The 21,083-nt window shown below is 59.8% G+C and carries 23 protein-coding genes; 6 read left to right on the top strand and 17 right to left on the bottom strand.

Annotated elements, in window-relative coordinates:
• The 6 genes from ACEN83_RS15560 to ACEN83_RS15535 form a co-directional block, all read right to left on the bottom strand.
• The gene (locus ACEN83_RS15560) at positions 1-1,188 is read right to left on the bottom strand and encodes an acyl-CoA dehydrogenase family protein (RefSeq protein WP_495577621.1); all 1,188 of its coding nucleotides are present in this window, start codon (positions 1,186-1,188) and stop codon (positions 1-3) included.
• Positions 1,189-1,243: 55 nt separating this feature from the next.
• On the bottom strand, positions 1,244-2,389 hold the full coding sequence (gene ssuD / locus ACEN83_RS15555; RefSeq protein WP_495577620.1) for an FMNH2-dependent alkanesulfonate monooxygenase: 1,146 nt from the start codon (positions 2,387-2,389) through the stop codon (positions 1,244-1,246).
• Positions 2,390-2,400: 11 nt separating this feature from the next.
• Positions 2,401-2,961, bottom strand: coding sequence for an FMN reductase (msuE, locus tag ACEN83_RS15550; RefSeq protein WP_495577619.1), 561 nt, complete (start codon positions 2,959-2,961; stop codon positions 2,401-2,403).
• Positions 2,962-3,251: 290 nt separating this feature from the next.
• The gene (locus tag ACEN83_RS15545) at positions 3,252-3,710 is read right to left on the bottom strand and encodes a metallophosphoesterase family protein (RefSeq protein WP_495580879.1); all 459 of its coding nucleotides are present in this window, start codon (positions 3,708-3,710) and stop codon (positions 3,252-3,254) included.
• 72 nt (positions 3,711-3,782) lie between these two features.
• Positions 3,783-4,238 carry a glycine zipper 2TM domain-containing protein gene (locus ACEN83_RS15540; RefSeq protein ID WP_495577618.1) on the bottom strand — a complete coding sequence of 152 codons (456 nt, stop codon included), beginning with the start codon at positions 4,236-4,238 and terminating at the stop codon, positions 3,783-3,785.
• A gap of 83 nt (positions 4,239-4,321) precedes the next feature.
• A complete protein-coding gene (locus ACEN83_RS15535; RefSeq protein ID WP_495577617.1) occupies positions 4,322-5,020 on the bottom strand; it encodes a potassium channel family protein in 699 nt (232 codons plus the stop codon).
• A 237-nt stretch (positions 5,021-5,257) separates the two neighbouring features.
• Between ACEN83_RS15535 and ACEN83_RS15530 the strand changes: the two genes are divergently transcribed.
• Positions 5,258-6,031, top strand: a complete 774-nt coding sequence (locus ACEN83_RS15530; RefSeq protein WP_495577616.1) for a ParA family protein — start codon at positions 5,258-5,260, stop codon at positions 6,029-6,031.
• Positions 6,032-6,274: 243 nt separating this feature from the next.
• Here the strand turns inward: ACEN83_RS15530 and ACEN83_RS15525 are convergent, their stop codons facing one another.
• Entirely contained in the window at positions 6,275-7,087 is an 813-nt protein-coding gene (locus ACEN83_RS15525) for a substrate-binding periplasmic protein (RefSeq protein ID WP_495577615.1), read from the bottom strand.
• Between the two features lie 148 nt (positions 7,088-7,235).
• Here ACEN83_RS15525 and ACEN83_RS15520 point away from each other — a divergent pair, with 148 nt between their 5' ends.
• Positions 7,236-8,114, top strand: coding sequence for an MliC family protein (locus ACEN83_RS15520; protein ID WP_495577614.1), 879 nt, complete (start codon positions 7,236-7,238; stop codon positions 8,112-8,114).
• Positions 8,115-8,170: 56 nt separating this feature from the next.
• On the opposite strand, the gene ACEN83_RS15515 is transcribed toward ACEN83_RS15520, so the two are convergent.
• From ACEN83_RS15515 to ACEN83_RS15495, 5 genes are all read right to left on the bottom strand, one after another.
• Complete coding sequence (locus ACEN83_RS15515) at positions 8,171-8,872, bottom strand: VIT1/CCC1 transporter family protein (protein ID WP_495577613.1); 702 nt, start codon at positions 8,870-8,872, stop codon at positions 8,171-8,173.
• A 69-nt stretch (positions 8,873-8,941) separates the two neighbouring features.
• Positions 8,942-9,913 (bottom strand): FAD:protein FMN transferase, encoded by a 972-nt coding sequence (locus ACEN83_RS15510; RefSeq protein WP_495577612.1) that lies wholly within the window; start codon positions 9,911-9,913, stop codon positions 8,942-8,944.
• Positions 9,897-12,077 (bottom strand): PepSY domain-containing protein, encoded by a 2,181-nt coding sequence (locus ACEN83_RS15505; RefSeq protein WP_495577611.1) that lies wholly within the window; start codon positions 12,075-12,077, stop codon positions 9,897-9,899. Before ACEN83_RS15505 ends, ACEN83_RS15510 begins: the two co-directional genes overlap by 17 nt.
• A gap of 25 nt (positions 12,078-12,102) precedes the next feature.
• On the bottom strand, positions 12,103-12,573 hold the full coding sequence (locus ACEN83_RS15500; protein WP_495577610.1) for a DUF2271 domain-containing protein: 471 nt from the start codon (positions 12,571-12,573) through the stop codon (positions 12,103-12,105).
• A gap of 92 nt (positions 12,574-12,665) precedes the next feature.
• Positions 12,666-12,989: a PepSY domain-containing protein gene (locus tag ACEN83_RS15495; RefSeq protein WP_495577609.1), complete on the bottom strand. Its 324-nt coding sequence runs from the start codon at positions 12,987-12,989 to the stop codon at positions 12,666-12,668.
• A gap of 132 nt (positions 12,990-13,121) precedes the next feature.
• Here ACEN83_RS15495 and ACEN83_RS15490 point away from each other — a divergent pair, with 132 nt between their 5' ends.
• Both ACEN83_RS15490 and ACEN83_RS15485 read left to right on the top strand, forming a co-directional pair.
• Entirely contained in the window at positions 13,122-13,781 is a 660-nt protein-coding gene (locus ACEN83_RS15490; RefSeq protein WP_495577608.1) for a response regulator transcription factor, read from the top strand.
• Positions 13,778-15,121: a sensor histidine kinase gene (locus ACEN83_RS15485; protein ID WP_495577607.1), complete on the top strand. Its 1,344-nt coding sequence runs from the start codon at positions 13,778-13,780 to the stop codon at positions 15,119-15,121. The genes ACEN83_RS15490 and ACEN83_RS15485 overlap by 4 nt, the downstream gene beginning before the upstream one ends.
• Positions 15,122-15,129: 8 nt before the next feature.
• Here ACEN83_RS15485 and ACEN83_RS15480 read toward each other — a convergent pair whose 3' ends face one another.
• From ACEN83_RS15480 to ACEN83_RS15460, 5 genes are all read right to left on the bottom strand, one after another.
• Positions 15,130-15,312: a DUF1289 domain-containing protein gene (locus ACEN83_RS15480; RefSeq protein ID WP_007974813.1), complete on the bottom strand. Its 183-nt coding sequence runs from the start codon at positions 15,310-15,312 to the stop codon at positions 15,130-15,132.
• Positions 15,313-15,314: 2 nt separating this feature from the next.
• Entirely contained in the window at positions 15,315-15,686 is a 372-nt protein-coding gene (locus ACEN83_RS15475; protein ID WP_495577606.1) for a hypothetical protein, read from the bottom strand.
• A 39-nt stretch (positions 15,687-15,725) separates the two neighbouring features.
• Complete coding sequence (gene dmeF, locus ACEN83_RS15470) at positions 15,726-16,661, bottom strand: CDF family Co(II)/Ni(II) efflux transporter DmeF (protein ID WP_495577605.1); 936 nt, start codon at positions 16,659-16,661, stop codon at positions 15,726-15,728.
• A 19-nt stretch (positions 16,662-16,680) separates the two neighbouring features.
• Entirely contained in the window at positions 16,681-16,956 is a 276-nt protein-coding gene (locus ACEN83_RS15465) for a metal/formaldehyde-sensitive transcriptional repressor (protein WP_007974809.1), read from the bottom strand.
• A gap of 248 nt (positions 16,957-17,204) precedes the next feature.
• Entirely contained in the window at positions 17,205-18,476 is a 1,272-nt protein-coding gene (locus ACEN83_RS15460) for an MFS transporter (protein ID WP_116579580.1), read from the bottom strand.
• A gap of 301 nt (positions 18,477-18,777) precedes the next feature.
• On the opposite strand from ACEN83_RS15460, the gene ACEN83_RS15455 reads away from it, so the two are divergent.
• The gene (locus tag ACEN83_RS15455) at positions 18,778-19,905 is read left to right on the top strand and encodes an MFS transporter (protein ID WP_116579473.1); all 1,128 of its coding nucleotides are present in this window, start codon (positions 18,778-18,780) and stop codon (positions 19,903-19,905) included.
• A 61-nt stretch (positions 19,906-19,966) separates the two neighbouring features.
• Positions 19,967-21,061: a LacI family DNA-binding transcriptional regulator gene (locus ACEN83_RS15450; RefSeq protein ID WP_007974806.1), complete on the top strand. Its 1,095-nt coding sequence runs from the start codon at positions 19,967-19,969 to the stop codon at positions 21,059-21,061.
• Positions 21,062-21,083 lie beyond the last annotated feature (22 nt).

The following is a 21,083-nucleotide window of genomic DNA, read 5'->3' as shown; positions in this document are numbered from 1 at the left end:
TTATGAGTAGAAAGTGGGAACAGGGCGGTTCTGGTTCAGCGCCCAGTCACCCAGCTCGTGAATTTTGTAGTCCACCGGGTCATGCAGCGTCTGGGTGCGCAGGTTGCGCCAGTAACGGTCGAACCGCAGCGAAGCGTGAGTCGCGCGCGCCCCGGTGACTTCAAACAAACGGGTGCACAGGTCCAGGCCGGTACGGGTCGCGGTCACTTTGGCGCAGGCGATCGACAGCGCCAGTTGCGCACGCTCCTCGCTGCCCAGGTTATGTCCCTTGCGCCAGGCTTCGTCGAGCTGTGCCGCGGCGCGTTCAACCAGCACACGTGTGCTTTCCAGGCCGACCCAGAACTCGCCGTAGTGGCGCAGGATGTAGGGGTCCTCGCTGACATGGCGGACCTTGGAGGTGAACCACGGGCGTCCCTCCTTGAGCGTGTAATGACGGGCTTCCTCGAAAGCCCCTTCGGCGATGCCAAGGAAAATATGGGCAAAGTGCAGTTGGGCGATCAGCGGGCGCAGGCAGGCAAAGGGAGTGCTCAAGGGACCTGGATCAAGCAGCAGCTCCGACTCTTCCACCCGCACCCGCTCGAAGGTTGCGCTGCCGCTGTCGGTCTGGCGCTGGCCCATGTTGTCCCAGTCGCCATGCAGGGTAATGCCGGTACGGCCACTGGGAATGGCGGCGATCAGCAGCTTGCCGCCGGCGCTTTCGTCGACCGCTGAAGCAATCAGCATTTCCGAGTCGCTGGCACCGGAGCAGAAACTTTTCTTGCCGGAAAACTCACGCCAGCCATCGAACTTTTTCACTACTGTGCGGGTGTCGAGCGGGTTGAGTGCATTGCCCCAGAACCAGTTGTTGCGGGCAGTCTGTTCAAACCAGGGCTGCCACTGCTCGGGCCGCGAGAACAGTCGCACGGTGGCCAGCATCAGGTGCTGGAAGCCGAAGACGTGGGCGATCGAGCTGTCGACCTTGGCAAACTCGCGGACCACACCGAGTGTCTCGCTCCAGTCGGCCCCCAGGCCTCCGAACTGGGTCGGAATGCTCAGGGCCAGCAAGCCGCTGTGCCGCAGGGAGTCGCGCTCGGCTTTTGGCGTGCCGCCGTGCTCGTCCCGTTCAGCGGCTGTTTCGGCAAAGGTGGCGGCCAGTTTGCGCGCGGTCTGCAAGGGGCTCAGGACGGCAGTCTGTAGTTGGGTGCTCACGCGCAATTCCTCGATTGTTGGGGGGTGCCTGCCAGGCAGGTCGCTAACGTCAGGCTCATGGGGTGTGTGTCCGTGGCAGGACATCGTTGGCGATCATTTCGCCAAAGGGGCCGGTGAGGTTGGTCACGCCCCGACCTGCCAGGCTGGCGTAGGGTTCGGGCAGCAACGGGAAGACCAGCTCGGCAAAGCGATAGGCTTCTTCGAGATGCGGATAACCGGAAAAGATGAAGCTTTCGATGCCCAGGTCGGCGTATTCCTTGATCCGTGCGGCCACCTGTTGTGGATCGCCGACCAGCGCCGTGCCTGCGCCGCCGCGCACCAGACCGACGCCGGCCCACAGGTTGGGGGAGATTTCCAGGTTGTCCCGGCGACCGTCATGCAGCGCGGCCATGCGCCGCTGGCCTTCGGAGTCGAAGCGTGCGAATGAGGTTTGCGCCGCGGCAATGGTCTCGTCGGATATGTGCTCGATCAGTCGGTCGGCGGCCTGCCAGGCTTGGGCTGCGGTCTCGCGCACGATCACATGCAGGCGGATCCCGAATTTCACGGTCCGCCCATGCCGGGCTGCCCGGGCGCGGACATCGGCGATCTTTTGCGCCACCGCCGCCGGTGGCTCGCCCCACGTCAGGTAAACGTCCAGTTGCTCGGCCGCCAGGTCATGGGCCGCATCCGAAGAACCGCCGAAATACAAGGGCGGGTAGGGCTTCTGAACCGGTGGATAGAGGGCCTTGGCGTTTTCCACCTGGAAGTGCTTGCCATGGAAATCCACGGACTCGCCTTGCAGCACTCGGCGCCAGATCTGCAGGAATTCATCGGTGACTTCATAACGCTGGGCATGGCTCAAGTGGATGCCATCGCCACGGTTTTCGTCCGGATCACCCCCGGTCACCACATTGATCAGCAAGCGTCCGCCGGATAATCGGTCGAGGGTAGCGGCCATGCGTGCCGATACCGTCGGCGAGATGATCCCCGGACGAATCGCCACCAGATAACGCAGGCGTTCGGTCAGCGGCGCCAGCGCCGATGCGATGACCCAGGAGTCCTCGCAGGAACGTCCGGTAGGAATCAACACCCCGTAGTAACCCAGGCCGTCCGCCGCCTGGGCGATCTGCTTGAGGTAGTTGAGGGTCACCGGGCGCGCGCCCTGGCTGGTGCCAAGGAAGTGGCCGTCACCGTGGGTCGGCAGGAACCAGAAAACATTCATCGATGGGCTCCTCAGGCGCTCTGGCGCAGGCGTTGGTGGGTGTTGAAAAAGGGCAGGGCGCGTTCTACGGCCAGGCCGATGCGCGCCTGCAGCAGGTCGCAGTCGATGCGGTAATCGCGGAAGTCGGATTCGCTGGCGTACACACCCAGCGGCAGGGTCAGCGACTGGAAGAAACTGAACAGTGGCCGTAGCTGGTGATCGATCACCAGCGCGTGACGAGGGCTGCCACCCGTAGCGGCGAGCAGCACCGGTGTGTCGATCAGGGCGTCCTGGCCGATCAGGTCAAACAGGTGCTTGAGCTGGCCCGGGTAGGAACCGCGATAGACCGGCGAAGCGACAATCAACAGGTCGGCGTTTTCGATGGCTTGCAGTTGCGCCTCGACCTCGGCGGGCAACTCTTTACGGCTGAGGGCACCGCCCACGTCGCGGGCGAGGTCGGCCAGCTCGATGATCCGGCCCACCATATTCAGACGGTTGGCGAACTCGTCGAGAATGGCCTGGCTGAGCACCTGGGTGCGAGAAGGGCGGTAGGCACCGCCGGATACAGCGATTACGTTCAAGGGGGCAGTCATGTTCAATTCCTGTGCTGTCGCTCTACAAACAGAGTCGGTGGCAGTGCTCAGCAAGAACCGAACCAGTTTTTATCTCTATGAAACTAAAGGGATTTATATGATTTTTTTGGTTGGTGTGTTGCTGTCAGGCAATTTTTGTTGAATCGCTGTTTGCCTGGAAACACTTGCGAGCTGTTCCATTTCGGACAGTTATAGGAGATTGCTTATATTCTTCAAAGGAATTAATAATTATTTTAATATTCCTTTAGGGTATTTATGGTGAGGAGGGAGAGCGATGCCTGGAAGATGAATCAGTCGAGCAGTGATACCAGTCGAGGTTCGATGGACTGTGCAGACAGGTCCAGCAGCGCCAGGGTGACCGGCAACTTGAAGCGTCGACGCCCGGCGCTGCCCGGATTCAGGAACAGGCGTTCGCCGCGCCATTCGATGCCGGGTTTATGGGAGTGACCGGTGATCACCAGGTCGATACGCTCATCTGGATGGATTGCAACTTCGGCGATGTCATGCACCAGCAGGACCTTCCAGCCGTTGAGATCCAGGCGCAGAGAGTCGGGCAGCTCGCGCGCCCAGGGCGCGTCCAGGTCGTTGTTGCCACGCACCCCGTGCACCGGTGCAATGGTCGCCAATTGGTCGAGGATGTGCGCGCTGCCGATGTCGCCGGCGTGAATGATGCAATCGCAGCCCAGCAGGGCGGCGATCGCTTCGGGGCGGAGCAGGCCGTGGGTGTCGGAGATGACACCGACTTTCATTGCTGGCGGTTCGAGCGGCATTCTGACGGGCCTGTCTGCTTCGCGATTGTTGCCGCCGCTAACTTTGCGGCACTAACTTTGCGGTACTACCCGCGCATCGTTACCGCTGCCCTCGACATAAACCTTCAAGCCTTTTGTCAGCGCCGGATTGATTGGCTGGGTCACCTGAACCAGTACGCCGCTTTGGGTCCGAACGATGATCTGCTGAGCTTCCACGGGCTGATCATACTTTTTCTTTTCGACGTAATTGCCGCCTACCCCGCCGGCGAGGGCACCGGCAACCATCGCGACATCCCGACCGGTCCCCTGGCCGACCAGGCTTCCCAAGGCTAAACCGCCAAGACCGCCCAATATGGCACCGACGCCGCTATCGTGATTGGTCTGCATCTGGGTGAGGGAAATCTGCTCGATTTTCCCCGAACGAATCTGCGTCTCGCCAGCGCCTCCGCTCCCGGCACCGACCGCGGAACAGCCGCCGAGCACCAGCCCAAGAAACGTAACCGACAGCCAGGAAGCGATAGTTTTCATCGTCGAACTCCATTTTCAGGGGAATAGATCATGCAAACGCATCAATTCACGTTAGACGAAAAAGCCTGGTGCATTCGGTTCTTTCACTTGTTCTGATTCGAGGGATAAAGACCGGCAAACCGCGCAATCACGACACCCACGTAAAAAACGCCTGAAAATTCTTCGACCATCACCAGTGAGCGGGCATGGTTGGTCAACGGGATAAAGTCACCATAACCGGTGGTTGTGAGCGTCGTGAAGCTGAAATAGATCAGTTTGAAGAACGTGCCAGGCTGTGTGAAGTCGAGGTGGCCAGGGCCAAATGAACCCGCGATGGATACTTCGACCAGGGCATAAACGAAGGACCAGACGAAGGCCAGCATGATGTAACCCGCAAGCGCGCCATGCAGCTTGTCGGCAGAAATTGGCCCGCGCTTGAGAATATAGCGAAGCACTCCGCTAAACGAGACGGCAAGAGACGCCGTAAAAGCTATCCCGGCAAGCCCAAGAATCGCGGTACTCCCAGCCAACAACGCCGCCCATTGAAGACCAACCCCAAGCAACGCCAGACCCAGCTTGAGGATGAACCCCCGCCGAGTCTGCCTGGTGGCGAAAGCACCCACGAGCAGCACGATTGAAAACAGAATGCCAAGCAACGTACGAGCAAACAGACCTTCCTCAAGAAAGGGAAACAGCAGGATCAATCCCAGCAAGAGCAGCAATAGATAGGTGCAGGGACCTTTCCCCACAAGCATCTGAGCTAAACCCTCGTCGGATTCGGGTTTGTCTTGCGGATTTGTCATATCGGTTTCCCAAAGGGCCAAGTAGTGCTTCGGACCTGACGTCGCACGGTTGAAATCAGAGTTGGCTTCAGAATAGTCGGCTGTACGATTTCAAGTCGTGAATGGGTGTGGAATGCTCTAGTCCGCGCCTTCAGGCAATCCCTGTCGTGAAACTGTAATATTGCAGTCATAGAATTGACATGACTGCTTACATTTACTACAGATGGCCTTTGGCCTTTTCATGGATGAGCAAGCCTTATGCGTCGTGTCGTATTCAATCAAAAAGGCGGCGTTGGAAAATCCAGCATCGCCTGCAATCTTGCCGCTGTGAGTGCTGCCGAAGGGTACCGAACGCTGCTGGTTGATCTCGATCCCCAGGCAAACTCGACTCACTACCTCACGGGGCTGAGCAACGAGCATATTCCTGCCGGCATAGCCGATTTCTTCAAGCAGACGTTGTCCGGCGGTTTCGAAGGCAGGCGCAATCGGGTGTCCATCACCGAGACCCATTACAACAACCTCCATCTGGTGACGGCGAGTCCGGACCTGGCAGACCTGCAGTCAAGACTCGAGAGCAAGTTCAAGATCAACAAGCTGCGCAAATTGCTGGTTGAACTGTCCGAGGACTATGAGCGCATTTATATCGATACGCCGCCTTCGCTGAACTTCTACACCTTCAGCGCTTTGGTGGCGGCGGACAGGTTGCTGATTCCATTCGATTGCGACAGCTTTTCTCGCCAGGCGATGTACCGGGTCATCGCTCAAGTCGAAGAACTGCGACTCGATCACAATGAGTCACTTGAAGTGGAAGGGGTGGTGGTCAACCAGTTCACCGGGCACACCGGGTTTCACCAGAATGTCGTCAATGAACTGCTGGCCGAAGGTTTGCCCGTGCTGCCGGTTTATCTCAGCAGTTCCGTCAAGATGCGCGAGTCTCACGAAGTGTCTGTCCCCATCGTGCATCTGGCCCCGCGCCACAGGCTCTCGCTGGAGTACGCGGGCTTGCTGGATGCCCTGGAGCGGGCGGCCTGACAGCGCGTCAGTGTCCGCCCGTGACTTGTAGGAGCTGGCTTGCCAGCGATGGTCGTCAGCGATAACGCGTGCGAACCGGATAAACACGGTCCCCTGTAGGAGCTGGCCTGCCAGCGATGGTCGTTAACGATTACGCGGGTGACCTGGATTAACGCGGCGCACTGGAGTCCATCGCCAGCAGGCTGGCTCCTACTGTTTCCCGGGGATGCATGAAGAACCTCATTCCATGAAATACGGGGCGATTCACTGCTCAGGAAACCAGCGCTGGTGAAGCTTCTTGAGCACACCATTGGCCTCGATGCGTCGATAACCCTCGTCATACATTTCCAGTGCTCGCAATCCGTCTGGATGGGACAGGCTAAAACCTATCGTCGAGTTCACCAGACCGCAATTGAAGGCAAAGCGCACGGTATCTTCTGTCCCTGACTGCTGAGCCTTTCGGTTTCTGACCTCGAGGTCGTTGCTCATGATTACGGCTGCCTGAAAGCGCCGAGCAGCGAGTTTCTGGAGGCTCGTCAAGTCTGAGAGGGAATTCTCGAACACGACCCCCGAGGTCTGGAGTGCCATGACCTGGGTTGAGTATTCGTAATCTCTGGTGATGCCGACGACGGTGCCGGGCGGCAAAATACATTGACCGTCCGGGGGCTTCGGCAAGGGGGTCTTGATGGATTCAAAAACATCGTTACTGACGTTGAATATCGGTCGCGCCGCCAGTTTGATCCTGCCCTGGAATTCGGGTTGCCAGCTCATGTTGAAGCACGCGGCGACCTGGCCGTTGAGCACCATGTACTTGCAGCGTGAATAGGGCACTACTTTTAACCTGGCCTCCACGGCCATCTCTTTGAAGGCGGCGAGGACCACGTCGTTGGCGTAACCTGTACCGTCGCTGTTTGACCAGGGGGCGGCGGCATCTTCTACCATGATCGTCAGCGTTTCATGCGTCTGCTGTGCGGCGCTGGCGCTCGCTGCCAGCAGTGGGAGGATGCACGTCAGAAGGGTCGGAGCAAGATATGGCGACATTCCGCGATAAGTCCTTTTTAACCATGGACGCTTCATTGAGTGCTTCATTCCAGCGCTGGCGGTCAGGTATTCAATTGTCGGGGTTCTGTTGGTTCTTGCTGATTATAACAAGCCCGTTGTGGTCGACCCGACGGATGATCTGCGAAACTCGCAAGGATCTGCTCGTTGACGGAGTAACCGGCCTATGCCGTTGTTTGACGACTGCCCGGATCAAAAAGGACTGCACATGACCCAGTATCTTGCCTTGCTTTTTTTCGGCGCCACAGGATTTTCCCAGGCGCAAACCCAATGCACTGACGCCTGGTACCAGGCGATCGACAAGAGACTGCAAACGGCCGATGCGCAAGGGCACGGGCCGGATGTTGGTTCCGACGAATGGAAATCGGTGATCGAATTCAAAGCAGGGGTTCGCGGTGGGGCAAACGTCCCTGAACGCAGCTCCGAAAAGTGGTGCATGTACATTGATCAGCAGACCAAGGCGATGCAGGCGACCGGGAGCGACACCGGAAAACCCCGGACGGTCAATGTGACGTCTGGCCCTTCTTACGAATGCGCCAAGGCGGAGCCCGGCGGTATCGAGGCGATGATCTGTGGGGACAAGGAATTGTCCGCACTCGATCGCAAGCTGTCGCAGGTATATGCCAGTGCAAGTATCAAGGCCGGTAACGAGCATCCTCCCACGCTGAAAGCAGAGCAACGTGGATGGATCAAGGGGCGCGATGACTGCTGGAAGAGCGATGACGCGGGTGCCTGCTTACGCCTGGAATACCAGCGCCGCATCGCCGAGTTGCAGGCACGGTACCGACTGGTAGCGGGCACAGGGCCTGTTTACTACGAGTGCGACGGCAACCCGGCTAACGAGGTTACGGCCATGTTCTTCAACACCGATCCGCCGACATTGATCGCCGAGCGTGGCGATAGCGTATCGCTGATGTACCAGCAGCCAGGCGGCAGTGGCATGAAATACCTTGGGCGCAATGAGACCCTTCGGGAGCATCAGGCCGAGACGACAATCACGTGGGGATACGGTGCGCCCGAGTCGCACTGCAAAAGAAAACCTTGAACCTGTGCGCTTGATCAAAGCGCGCAATCAAACTCTGAGGTCAACGCAGTCGCCCGCTAGACCACTGCGCCAAACACGTGTCCCACCAGTGCCGTAATCCCCATGGCCAGAGCCCCCCAGAATGTTACCCGCCAGGCGCCGGTCATGACGTTGGCCCCGCCAGCCTTGGCGGCAATGGCGCCCAATGTCCCGAGAAACACTAATGACATGGCCGATATCCAGGGCCCGACGCTGTGCGCCGGGGCGAAAAAAGTCACGGCCAGGGGCAACGCGGCGCCCACCACGAAACTGGCGGCGGAGGCCAGGGCGGCCTGCAAGGGTTTGGCGGTGAGGGTGGTGCTGATGCCCAACTCGTCCCGGGCATGAGAGCCCAGTGCGTCATGGGCCATCAATTGATCGGCTACCTGATGCGCCAGTTCAGGTGATACGCCGCGATGCATGTAGATGTTGGCGAGCTCGATGTGCTCGGCTTTCGGGTCGCTCGCCAGTTCTGCCCGTTCCCGGGACAGATCGGCCCGCTCGGTATCGGCCTGGGAGTGCACGGAAATGTATTCGCCAGCGGCCATGGACATGGCACCGGCCATCAGCCCTGCCATACCGGTAACCAGCAACGTGGCGTGGCTGGCGTTGGCGGCCGCGACGCCGATCAGCAGGCTGGCGGTAGAGACAATCCCGTCGTTGGCCCCAAGGACGGCAGCGCGCAGCCAGCCGATACGATCGCTTCGGTGTGCCTCGGTGTGCCTGTGCATGAATTTCATTGATTAACGGGACTCACTGTCATTAGGCGGTTCACAACGGACGGGTTCGGAGCGGGCCGGCACTCGGCGTCAGCGGGTTTCAATCTGCGCCTGCAACCGGCCGCCGACAATGGATATTTCCTTGAACCGTGTACCCTCGCGCAGCACGAACAGCGCGTCCATCCCGCGTTCTTGAGCCAGACGTGGGCCCTCGGTTTCGCCCAGCACCATCAACGCCGTGGCCCAGGCATCGGCGAGCATGCACGAGGCTGCCACTACGGTGACGGCGGCGAGCGGGTTGCACAGCGGCGTGCCGGTGGCCGGGTTCATGGTATGAGCATAGGACTGACCGGCCACATCGATCCAGTGTCGATAGTCCCCGGAGGTGGCGATTGCGGCATCGCCAAGCTCCATCACGCCCATGACTTCTCGCACGCCCCGATTGGGCTTTTCCAGGGCCACGGCCCAGCACTGGCCGTCAGGTTTGACGCCCCGGGCGCGCATCTCGCCATCGATGCCGACCAGATAGCGCTCGATGCCCAAACCGTCCAGGCAGCGGGCCAGTTCATCCACGCCAAAACCTTTGGCGATGCCACTCAAATCAAGGTTCATCGGCGCGCGCTTGCGCGCCTGATTACGTTGGGGCTCAACCACCAACGCGGCGCTGGCTGACAGTCGGGGGCGCGGCGCAATCGAGCCGATCGCTTGCTCCGTGACCCTTTGCTCCCCGGGGCCGAACCCCCAGGCATTAACCAGGTCGCCGACAGCAATGTCGAAAGCGCCGCCGGATTGCTGACTGACGCGCAGTGCTGCCGACAGTACCGTGGCCAGTTCCTTGGGCACGGGCACCCATTCCTGCACGGGGGCGGCGTTGAGGCGGTTGAGGTCCGAGTCGGGTTTCCAGGTGGACATTTGCTGGTCCACCCGGGTTACGGCACGCGCCAGGCGATGGCCAATTTCGTCGTTATCGATCCCGGCTTCGGCATAAAACAGGGCGGTGTAGCGGGTGCCCATGGTTTCGCCGTTCAGGCTGTAGCGTTGCAACTCAGTAGACGTCTTCACGGTAGCGTCCTTGTGCCTTGAGGGTCAGCACACTCAGGTTCAGAGGCGCCAACACTTCATCGAGGGCCTGCATCACGCCCTTGGCCATTTCGCGACTGCCACAAACCAGCACCTGGGCACCTTTTTCAATCAACCGGCGCAAGGCCAGGGCATCGCCGATCAGTCGGTCTTGCACGTAGCAACGGTCCTGAACCTGAGAGAAGGCGGCGCGCAGTGCCGTCAGGCGTTGGTCCGACAAGTATTGGTTGAGCTCCGGTTCATAGAGAAAGTCCGAGGCCGGGTTGCGCCCGCCCCAATACAGGTGCATTGGGTGTCGGGCCTTGTTGTTGCGAATAAACCCGGCCAGAGGACCGATGCCGGTGCCGGCGCCGATCAGGATTACCGGGTGCGTGCCCGATGCCGGCCGAAATTGCGGGTTGGGCTGGATGAAAGCTTCGATGTGCGCGCCGATGGTCAGGCCATGAAGGAATTCCGAGCACATGCCACCGTTGTGTTTACGCACACAGATCTCCAGCACGCCGTCCTGGGAACCGCTGGCCAGCGAGTAGAAACGCGGGACCGGGCTGCCCGGAGGCAGAATCCCGACCAGATCACCGACCAGATAGCCCGGCAGATCGCCGCTGGCTTTGAAGCGCAGTACGTGGGTCGGCGCATTCACCTGTTCGCCATAGGCAATCCGCTCTGTCAGCTGCAATTGATGTTTGCGCGGCGGCTGCGGGGTGTGAACCAGCACCAGATCCTGACCCAACACTTCGCCCAGCGCGTGGCCCCAGCGCGCAAACTCCTGAGGTGACTGGCGGTTGACGGTTTCCAGCCCCAGCAAGGGCGAGCCACCGGCCTGCAACATCGCGTCCTGCACCTGATGGGCATACTGGCAGAACTGCGCGAACTGGCGGTCGCCCATGCCCAGCACTGCATAGGGCAGGCCAGGCTTGAGGCCGCTTTTGGCCAGCCGCGCCAGGAAACGCGAAGCCGAGGCCGGTGCATCGCCGTCACCGTGGGTCGCGGTGAGGATGAATACCCGTTGGGCATTGCGGTAATCGCCGCTCCATTCATTCATAGCCGCGCTGTGCACCTGGTGGCCACTCTGGTGCAAGGCGTCGTGCAGGGTTTTGGCAAAACCCCAGGTGCTGTTGTTTTCGCTGCCCACCAGAATCACGCTGTCGGCGCAGTGGGCCGGGCTGTTATGGCGGATGTTCGGGCCAGCCTTGCGACGTCGCCACCACAATAGAATGCCGGTCACGCTCATCAAGGGTACGCAGAGGGCGCAGAGCCCGAGCGGCAGGCCCAGCCACCAGAGACCTTCGCCGGTGTGCAGTTGATAGATCAATTGGTAGAGGTTGTGCATCGAGTCGTGGGTTTGATAGGACAGCAAGGCGCCGCTGGCCTGATCCACGTAGCCGTCGCCCTGGGCCGTGCGCAGGGAAAACACGTCCCTCGGGTTGCCGGGACTGGGGAAGACCAGTTCGCGCAAGTCATTCAGGTCGGTGGCCTGCAAGGCTTGCAGGGTCGCCACCGGCAAGGCCGGGCCGGCGCTGATATGGGCGGGGAAGGCCGGTTCACTTTGACTGCCGTCGGCGATAAAACCAAAAGTGGTGGCGGACATGTAGAGCCCGCTCAATGCCGACAGCAGCAGCCCGAGCAGTGCCAGTCGCCCGACTTCAGCATGCCAGCGCTGACTGAAGGTGCCCCGCAGTGGCTGCAGCAGGTTGCGCCAGCCGCCCAGGCGCCGGGCCAGCAATAGCGCACCGGACACCGACAGCATCAGCATGAACAGCGCACCGACACCTGACACGCCATGGCCCGGCGTGCCAAGGAACAGCGAGCGGTGCAGGTCTTTCACCCAACGTGAGAACGCGGATGGCTCGTAAGGTACAAGGCCTTCGCCGGTCAGTGGATCGACCTTTTCCGCCCCGGCCTGGCCGTTGTGGTTGTAGTAAACGATCACCGTGCCGGACGCCGTGCGCTGGATCTGCTCCACGCCCGGAAAGTGGTTGGCAATGCGCCCGGCCAGTTGGCCGACGTTGAGTTGTCCGGCAGGCGAGGGCGTGCTGTGCAGGCGTTCCAGGGCCGGGTCGACTGACAGGATCGCGCCGCTGATGGCCAACAGCATGACCAACAGGGCGGCGATCAGGCCAGGCAGGGAATGGAACTGACGAAGCATGTTCAGCCTCCAGTATTGGCGGGTGCTACAGATCGTAAGTAAAGGAGTCGACGTAGGTACTGCCGGTTGCCTGCTTGCCAGCGCCCTTGGACGTCAGAGGCACGTTGACATCGGCGCGGGCGTCACGTTTGTCCTCGACGGCACTGTCGATACGGATCTGATACCCGGCATCAATCAGGGTGTCTGCCAGTTCGACGCTGACTTTGAGCGTGCGCCCACTGCCGACACTGGCGCCGCTGACGCCGTCAAACTCGCTCGGGTTCATCCCACTGCCACGAACCCAATCGCCCAGGTGTTTGTAATATTTGGCCTTCTTGCCGGCCACCCAGAGGGTTTTCTGGTATTGGCCATTGGCGTCGGTGACGTAGATCGCCAGGTAGGCATCATTGCCGCCGTAGTCCTTGAGCTGTGTGGTCAAGGTCACCTCACGGGCCTGGGCCAGTCCCGGCAGGGCAATGGCCCCGACGAGGCAAGTTGCTGTGATGATCTTTTTCATGGCGGTGTCCTTTTGATCGTTAGGTCGAGAGCCTGGACCTGCTTGCTGACAGCAACCTGAAGCGCAGGAAATACTCATCGACAGGCGAGGTGTCATTCGGTGAGCGGGCTACCGAGGTAATCCCTGGCATCGCCGTCGTCGCGGAAATGGATCTCGAGTGTGTGCAGGCGCAGTGATGCCGGTGAATAGCTGGCTTCGATGGCATTGCCTTTGCGGTCCAACCCCTTGAGCTCGTAACAACCGTCGTCGACCTTGATGCGCTGCACGTTCCAGCCATACTGTCGCTCTACCTGCTGACGCAAGGTTTCGCGCGGTTGCCAGTCGCTCACCGGGTCGCTGCAGTCGTCATCGGCCAGGGCGTAACCGCTGAGCAGCAGGCTCAACAGCGTGGCATTGGCAATAAAAACTGATTTCATGATCTGTCTCCCGTCGAGGTCGGCGTCTGAGGCATACCCTAAGGTGCATTCCTGACAACCAGCTGAATCTTCAGATTCACGTCAGGTAAGGCGATTAAGGTGCTGCACGACAACCATCACAGGAGGGGCCAGATGCGGGTTTTATTGGTCGAGGACGCACCGGGATTGGGGGAGGCGGTGCGCGAGCAGATCGCCGATGACGGCCACGCGGTCGATTGGGTGCAGCGCCTGGATCATGCGCGCAACAGCGTACGCACCACGCCTTACGACCTGATCCTGCTGGATCTGATGCTCCCGGACGGTCGCGGGCTGGATTTTTTGCGTCAGCAACGCTCGGCAGGGGACGTGACCCCGGTGATTATCCTGACTGCCCAGGATCAGATTTCCGATCGTATCGCGGGCCTCAACGCCGGTGCCGACGACTACCTGGTCAAACCGTTCGACCTGTTTGAGCTCTCGGCCCGTGTGGCGGCGGTGGCCCGGCGTTACAGCGGCAACCCCAATCCACAGATCAAGCTCGGTGATCTGCAGGTCGACATGAGTGCACGCACAGTGCAGCGGTCTGGCGCGACGGTGGACCTCACGGCGCGCGAGTGGGCGCTGTTCGAGGCATTTGTGCAGCGCCCCAGCGCGCTGCTGTCCAAGTCGCAGCTGGAAGAGCGGCTATATGCCTTCGGCGCCGAAATCGAGAGCAATACCATCGAGGTCTATATCAGCCGTCTGCGTAAAAAGCTCGGGCGCGAGTTGATAGAAACCGTGCGTGGCATGGGCTACCGGTTGGTGTGCGCATGAAGCCGTCGTCAAGCCTGCAAAAACGTCTCGGCCTGGGATTGACCTTGGGCACGACCTTACTGTGGCTGGCGGCAACCGTCGGTGCCTGGCTGGTGGTACAACATGAATTGAACGAGGCGTTCGACAGTGCGCTGGAGGAGACCGCGCAGCGCATCCTGCCCCTGGCCGTGCTGGAAATCAGCAACCGGGAAAATCCCCGTGAGGCACAGCATGTCGCCACCCTGAAAATGCACAAGGAATACCTGACGTATCTGGTGCGCGATGCCAAGGGCCAAATCCTGATGCAGTCCCACGACGCCAACCCGAAGATCTTCAACCAACAACTGGCCGAAGGCTTTTCAACCACTAAAAAATACCGCCTGTACGCCGCCAGCGCGCTGCGACAAACGGTGTTTATCGAAATTGCCGAACCGCTCGAGCATCGCCGTGAAGCGGCACGCGAAGCATTGCTTGCCTTGTTGTTGCCGTTATTGGCGTTGATTCCCATCAGCCTGTTTGGCACCTGGATGTTTGTGCGCATCAGCCTGCGCAGTGTATTGGCCTATCGTCGTGCAGTGGAGGCTCGGGGCGTGGGGGATCTGTCGCCGATCCAGGTGGCCCGCCTGCCGGCCGAAATCAATCCGTTGGCCGAGGCGGTCAACCACCTGCTGGAGCGTTTGCGCAAGGCCTTGGAGACCGAGCGCAGCTTTACTGCCAACAGTGCCCATGAACTGCGCACACCACTGGCCGCGACCCTGGCGCAGATCCAGCGTTTGTGTCACGAAGCGCCCGAAGGCCCGTTGCGGTTACGCGCAGCTAAAATTGAAAACGCGTTGCGCGAACTGACGCGGCTCTCGGAAAAACTCATGCAACTGGCCAAGGCCGAGGGGGGTGGGCTGTTGTCCGAAGCGCCCCAGGACCTCATTCCGTTGTTGGCGCATGTGGTCGATGAATGGAACCACAGCGGCGGGCACCGAATCGAGTTGCACCTGCCAACCCGGACGAGCCTGTACTCGACGATTGATCCGGACGCTTTTGCAATCCTGTTGCGCAACCTGATCGAGAATGCGCTCAAGTATGGCACCGCGGATCAACCGGTCGAAGTCAGCCTCACCGACCAGGCGCTGCTGCGGGTAGTCAATGGTGGCCCGCCGGTGCCTGAGCCGGTATTGCAGAGGCTCACCGAGCGCTTTGTGCGGGGAAACAGTGAAATCAGCGGTTCAGGGCTGGGGTTGGCGATTGCCAAAACCATAGTGCAGGGGGTCAACGCGAGAATGAAATTGATCTCCCCTGCAACAGGTCGACGGGACGGATTCGAAGTGTGCGTCTGGTTGCCGCTTGCATCGACTGTTGAATGCTGAGGAAGTGATTAACCCTGTGCTTTCCTGAGCCCTTTCAAGCGCACATTCGCCCGTTGCACAGCGGCCATTTTTTCAGGCCGCTTCATGCGTTTCCACTTTCTGATGTCTTCCTTGCTTCGCCCGCAACTGACACACAGATCACCACTGAGCTGGCAAACGGCAATGCAGGGGTTTTCGATTTCCTTAGCCATTGTCAGTCACCTTTGGCCACCCGTGATTGAGCCAGGCGACTTTTCCAGTCACCAGCGTGAGTGCGTTGGCACTCCTCCTCAGAGTCGAAACGGACATTGCGGTCTGAAGGGGTCAGGTCGATGTTGGCCTCACGCAGCGCGATGGCCGTCAACTCAAGGATGCGCGCCTTCGCGTCAACCTGGGCGAGCTGCCTGTCCGCCAGGGTTTCGAACACCCAGATAACCTTCAGGGTTTCAGTCAACGCATTCAGGTCAGCGGTGTGGGTGAGCCAGGTAAAGCCTTTGATTTCACCTTTTGCTGTTTCGCACGCTTCGGTGAGCGTGGTGATCAACCGGCGTTCGATCCGCGCCAGTTCACGTTTGCCTGGTGGCATCAGGGGTTCCTTTGGAGGCAAGAGTGGGGAGGTGCGGGATCAGGCCGGTCGAAACTCGACCGTCAGGTGGCTGACCTCGTGCACCGGCTTGAGACGTTCACGAATGCTGTCGGCGCTCGCCGTGGCTTCGCCAAGAACGCTGACGATGGCCGCATGGGCTTGCGGTCCGACTCGCCAGACATGCAAGTCCGTGATGGTGGCATCCCCCGGTTTCTCGACCAGTTCACGGATTTCCCCGGCAACGTGCGCATCGGTCTGATCGAGCAGCACAGCTGCGGTGACCCCCATCAAGGTCCAGGCCCAACGCGCGATAACGATGGCGCCGACGATGCCCATGGCAGGGTCCAGCCAAACCCAGCCCAGATACCGGCCGGCGAGCAATGCAGCAATGGCCAGCACCGAAGTCAGCGCGTCTGCGATGACGTGCACGTAGGCTGATTTCAGGTTGTTGTCGTTGCCGTGATGGGCGTGGGCATGGCCGTGATCCTCATGATCGTGCCCATGATCGTGTCCGTGTCCGTGTCCGTGTCCCAGCAGCAGCGCACTGACGACGTTGACGATCAAGCCGGCAATCGCGATGAGCGTCGCGGTGCCGAACTGAACCTCTGTTGGCTGCAAGAGGCGCATGACAGACTCAACGCCAATGCCCAGGGCGACCATGCCGAGGATCAGCGCCGAGGCGAACCCGCCCAGGTCGCCAACCTTTCCGGTACCGAAACTGTAGCGCTGGCTGTAGGCATGGCGTTTTGCGTATCCGTAAGCGGCCGCCGCGATGCCCAATGCGCCGGCATGGGTTGCCATGTGAAAACCATCGGCCAGTAGCGCCATCGAGCCCGTGAGGTACCCGGCGGTGATCTCGCCAATCATCATCACAACGGTCAATGCCACAACCCAAAGCGTACGCCTGGCATTTTCGTCGTGCGCCGGGCCAAGGAACACGTGGTCGTGCCTGTAGTTGATGTGGGGGCTGCTCATGATGTCTACCTGGATACGTTCACTTGGAGTAACGGCGAATGGCTTCAAGCAACTCTTCGACGCCCTTGTTGCGCTCTGCTTCGCTCAGTGCAGGGTTCGCGACATGTTCACGCGCGTGGTCCTCGATGATTTCTTCCATCAAGCCGTTGATGGCGCCGCGAGTGGCGGCCACAAGGTGCAGTGTCCTGGCGCAATCGAGATCCGATTCCAATGCGCGTTCAACGGCCTGGATCTGTCCGGCGATGCGTTTTACACGCTTGAGAAGATCGTCTTTGTTTGCTGCGATATGGCCCATTGGATGGATACCCCCTCTACCTATGCTTTGCGCATGATAGCCATACCCCCTATACCTATGCACTACATTTTTTTGCGCGAGTTATTGGGCCATGTGCATTAACAGTACCTCCGGTACCCCAGCCACGCATCGACTCGCAAACGCTGACGAGATTGATCCATCAACGAACGGGTCGAGGGCGAATTCACCATCACCCTCGATGCCTATGTAGGCCTGGCACTGCGTATCGCGAGCAGTTCGCCGATGATCTAGGCGCTGGTGTTGTTGACGACGGACTGTTTTACGCGCTTGTCGATTTTTGGCGCTCTCATCAGCAGTGGGCCAAATGTGGCTAGCAGGCCCAGCATGATCAACGGGAAAAACATCAGCGAATCCAGACCGAAATGGCTGACGATCACGGTGATGGCGGCGGGTCCCACGAGCATGCCCGAGAAGCCGATGCAATTGACGATGCCGATGTTGCGGCCTGCATGTTGCGGGTCCCGGCGTCCGGCGGCGGAAATCATCAGTGGCGCGATGCAGGACAGGCCGAGGCCGAACAGTGCGAAGCCGAGGATGCCGGTAACAGCCGTGCCGCCGACGATGGTGAGGGTCATGCCGAGGACACAGACCGTCCCGCATGCGAAAACCACTTGAGCGTTACCAAAGGTCGCCGCCAGACGGTCGCCGAACAGGCGCCCGATGAAAGCCGCACCGACGAATATCGACACCGCCATGCCCGCGGTGGAAGTCGATGTTGAGAACTCGCGGCGAATGTACTCCTGGCCCCAGTCGGCAATCGCGTTTTCACCCATCATGCTGCCAAGTAGCAGAGCGCCGAGTGCAATCATCACCAGTAGCGTTCTGGTCGACGGACCCTTGCCGATTTCATCAGCGGACTGAGTGTCTGCTTGCCAGTCGCCGGACGATGCGTCTGGAACATCATGCTTACCCAGCAGCCACCGGCTGAAAATACAGCCGACAATCAGCATGGCGATGCCCAGCACGGTAAATGGCACTTTTACGCTGTCGGTGTAGAAACCCGTCAGCCAACTGCACGCCATCCCGAGCAGAAAGCCACCCAGCGAATAGAACGCATGGAAGCCGGACATGATCGAGCGCTGGTAAAACCGCTCAACTTGAACGCCATGGGCATTCAACGCGGTATCCAGGGCGCCGCGCAGCAAGCCCAGCACAACGCCAAAACACATCGCAAACCAGAAACCGCTGACGAAACCCAGCGGGATAATGGACAGGGGGTAGGCGAGGGCGCACACGGTGATTACCGGTTTAGCACCGAAGGTGTCCAGCAGGCGGCCTACCAGCAGCGCTCCCGCCGCTGAGCCGACGCCGACCCCGAGTGCGATCAGGCCGAAGTTCGCATCACCCAGTTCACCGGTAAAGCCCAGTTGCGTCCTGAAGACACTCACCCCGGTCGACCAGATGTACATCATGGCGCCGATCATCATGAATCCGAGGAACGTCGCGATACGCGCCTTGCGGATGCGAGTGGGGATCGGTGTTTTTTGAACGTTATTCATCACGCTGCATTGTCCCTGTTGTTTTTGTTGGGTGTTCATGCGAAAGCTGAGCAAGGCAAGAGTTATACGTATAACTCCATTCAAAAATAACATTGGTGGCAAGATCGATGTCAACTTTTTCGTGGCTATTCTCAATTCAGGCGACGTATAGCATGTAGTCATGTGTGACGAGACTGTTGGTTTTGAACGGATCCTGTGGCCGAACGGGTTATTATGAGTTATACGTATAACTCAAATTGATCCGAGCACAGGGGTTTCCGTGTCATCTCAGGAATTGCTACTGCCGTGCGCTACACCTCATATGCTGGCCTATCGATCGACGTTCCTGTTGTCGGGGTTATGCATGGGCGCCTGGGCTCCGTTGGTACCTTATGCCCGCACGAGAGCGGGGATCGACGACGCGGCCCTGGGGCTGTTGTTACTGTGCCTTGGCTTGGGTTCGCTGGTGATGATGCCGCTGGCGGGGATTCTCAATGCGCGCAGGGGTTGTCGTTTTACGATGCACGTGGGTATTGCGCTGGTGTTGCTGACGTTGCCCTTGTTGGCGACGACTCATTCCTTTGCCGGTTTGATGTTCGCCCTGACCGTTTTCGGGGCAGGGTGCGGGTCGGTCGACGTGACGATGAATGTTCAGGGCGTGATGGTGGAACGCGCGACGGGACGCTCACTGATGTCCGGCTTCCATGGGCTGTTCAGCCTCGGCGCAATTGTCAGTGCTGCCGGTATCACCGCCTTGTTGTGGCTGGGCGCCACGCCGTTGATGGCAAGCAGTGCGGTCATGGCGACCCTGGTTGCCTTCGTCCTGACGCATGGCCGACAGTTGCTGGGGCGCAGCGGTGACGAAGGCAGCCCGATATTTGTCAGGCCTACCCGAAAGGTTTTACTGCTGGGTATGCTTTGTCTGTTCGCCTTCCTTGCGGAGGGCGCGATTCTCGACTGGAGCGCGGTGTTCCTGGCTGACGAGCGAGGCGTCCAGCATTCCCTGGCCGGGCTGGGTTACGCAGTGTTTGCGGTGATGATGGCGCTGGGCCGATTGAACGGTGACCGGATACTGCTGAAACTGGGGCCACGGGTGGTGCTCATTGGCGGCGGGCTCGTGGTCATGTTGGGGTTCGCGATGGTGGTGTTGGCGAATGACTGGCTGTTGAACCTGGTGGGGTTTGCGGTGATTGGCACAGGTCTGGCCAACATCGCTCCGGTTTACCTGTCGCTGGCAGGTGCCCAAAAGACGATGCCTGGTGAGCTGGCCATTGCCGCTGCGACCAGTCTGGGCTACCTCGGCATTTTGATGGGGCCGGCAGCCATTGGCTTCGTCGCCCATGCAAGCAGCCTGCCCTTGGCGTTGCTCGCTGTTGCCGCGTTGATGATCGCGATCATTTTCAGTGCCACTCGACTGGTTCCGAAGGTTTCACCTCAACGGTTACACTGAGTGCATGGCGTTTTTTTTCACTGACCTCTCACGAGGTTTCAAAAAGGTTGGGAAGCAAGCGATGGCATCCGTTTCAATGAAAGATGTAGCACTGGCGGCGGGGGTGTCCCAGCCCGCGGTGTCTTACGCTTACAATCGCCCATCCAAACTGTCCGAGGCCCAGCGTGAGCATATCCTTGCCGTAGCGGCGTCACTGGGTTACCCGGGACCCAATGTGCTTGGGCGTAGCCTTCGATCAGGCAAGATCGGGGCGATCGGGTTGATGATGATGGACAAGTTGTCCCTGGCGTTCGCCGACCCTTGCACTGTTGCCCTGCTGCGCGGAATCAGCGAGGTAGGGGAACTGGAGAACGTCGCGCTGACGTTGTTCCCGCTCAACAACAACCGGTTTGTCGGCCGTACACCGGCAGCGAATCACGGCAGCCTTGCGCTGCGCGGGTTGGTCGATGGCTTGATTATCTCGACCCTGCCCGATGACCACCCGGCCGTGCTGGCCGTGGTGAAACAGAACATTCCGTTTGTGGTGATCGATTCGCCGTTGGTGGAAGGTTCTTTTTTTGTCGGGATTGATGACCGGGGTGCCGCACGTGCGCAGATGCGTCACTTGCTGGATCTGGGCCATCGCAAGATAGGGGTCATCATTGACCGTCTTAATCCGGACGGATACCGCGGCCCCATCGACCGGCACCGGTTCAAGAGTGCAAGTGAGCGTATCGTCAGGGAGCGGCTGACCGGCTACGTGGAAGAGGCAAGTGCAGCCGGCCTGGCATTCGAGGATCTGAGCATCATAGAGGCCGGCGGGCTTGACTCGACGTCCGGGCAAACCGCTGCCTTTACCTTGCTGACGTCCAGCGACGTCACGGCGGTGGTGGCTTGTTCGGACGTCATGGCGATCGCTTGCATGAAAACGGCCCACGCGCTCAATCGCGAGGTTCCACAAACCCTTTCGGTGATTGGCTTCGACGATATTCCCGAGGCGGTGCAACTGGGCCTGACCACCATTGGCCAACCCATCGTCGAGAAAGGTGTCTACGCGGCAAGGCTTTTGACCGAGCAGTTGAATGCACCAGCCGATACTCCGCTGGAACCTGAACAGAAGATATTCGCCACCAAATTGATCGTGCGCAGTTCGACGCTCAAGGTGCAGGACGTTTAACGCCAATCGATGAACAAGGCTG

This window comes from Pseudomonas sp. Pseusp49 (assembly GCF_059491875.1).
This window is presented reverse-complemented; position numbering and strand designations above follow the sequence as displayed.

Coding starts and splice junctions, on each gene's coding strand:
- ACEN83_RS15505 (WP_495577611.1), bottom strand. CDS start 12,077: ATGCTTCGTCAGTTCCATTCCCTGCCTGGCCTGATCGCCGCCCTGTTG.
- ACEN83_RS15475 (WP_495577606.1), bottom strand. CDS start 15,686: ATGCCACCAGGCAAACGTGAACTGGCGCGGATCGAACGCCGGTTGATC.
- ACEN83_RS15545 (WP_495580879.1), bottom strand. CDS start 3,710: ATGAAAGTCGGTGTCATCTCCGACACCCACGGCCTGCTCCGCCCCGAA.
- ssuD (WP_495577620.1), bottom strand. CDS start 2,389: ATGAATGTTTTCTGGTTCCTGCCGACCCACGGTGACGGCCACTTCCTT.
- ACEN83_RS15530 (WP_495577616.1), top strand. CDS start 5,258: ATGCGTCGTGTCGTATTCAATCAAAAAGGCGGCGTTGGAAAATCCAGC.
- ACEN83_RS15465 (WP_007974809.1), bottom strand. CDS start 16,956: ATGGGCCATATCGCAGCAAACAAAGACGATCTTCTCAAGCGTGTAAAA.
- ACEN83_RS15455 (WP_116579473.1), top strand. CDS start 18,778: ATGCTGGCCTATCGATCGACGTTCCTGTTGTCGGGGTTATGCATGGGC.
- ACEN83_RS15485 (WP_495577607.1), top strand. CDS start 13,778: ATGAAGCCGTCGTCAAGCCTGCAAAAACGTCTCGGCCTGGGATTGACC.
- ACEN83_RS15480 (WP_007974813.1), bottom strand. CDS start 15,312: ATGGCTAAGGAAATCGAAAACCCCTGCATTGCCGTTTGCCAGCTCAGT.
- ACEN83_RS15490 (WP_495577608.1), top strand. CDS start 13,122: ATGCGGGTTTTATTGGTCGAGGACGCACCGGGATTGGGGGAGGCGGTG.
- ACEN83_RS15535 (WP_495577617.1), bottom strand. CDS start 5,020: ATGACAAATCCGCAAGACAAACCCGAATCCGACGAGGGTTTAGCTCAG.
- ACEN83_RS15495 (WP_495577609.1), bottom strand. CDS start 12,989: ATGAAATCAGTTTTTATTGCCAATGCCACGCTGTTGAGCCTGCTGCTC.
- ACEN83_RS15500 (WP_495577610.1), bottom strand. CDS start 12,573: ATGAAAAAGATCATCACAGCAACTTGCCTCGTCGGGGCCATTGCCCTG.
- ACEN83_RS15540 (WP_495577618.1), bottom strand. CDS start 4,238: ATGAAAACTATCGCTTCCTGGCTGTCGGTTACGTTTCTTGGGCTGGTG.
- ACEN83_RS15450 (WP_007974806.1), top strand. CDS start 19,967: ATGGCATCCGTTTCAATGAAAGATGTAGCACTGGCGGCGGGGGTGTCC.
- ACEN83_RS15515 (WP_495577613.1), bottom strand. CDS start 8,872: ATGAAATTCATGCACAGGCACACCGAGGCACACCGAAGCGATCGTATC.
- ACEN83_RS15460 (WP_116579580.1), bottom strand. CDS start 18,476: ATGAATAACGTTCAAAAAACACCGATCCCCACTCGCATCCGCAAGGCG.
- dmeF (WP_495577605.1), bottom strand. CDS start 16,661: ATGAGCAGCCCCCACATCAACTACAGGCACGACCACGTGTTCCTTGGC.
- ACEN83_RS15525 (WP_495577615.1), bottom strand. CDS start 7,087: ATGAAGCGTCCATGGTTAAAAAGGACTTATCGCGGAATGTCGCCATAT.
- msuE (WP_495577619.1), bottom strand. CDS start 2,961: ATGACTGCCCCCTTGAACGTAATCGCTGTATCCGGCGGTGCCTACCGC.
- ACEN83_RS15520 (WP_495577614.1), top strand. CDS start 7,236: ATGCCGTTGTTTGACGACTGCCCGGATCAAAAAGGACTGCACATGACC.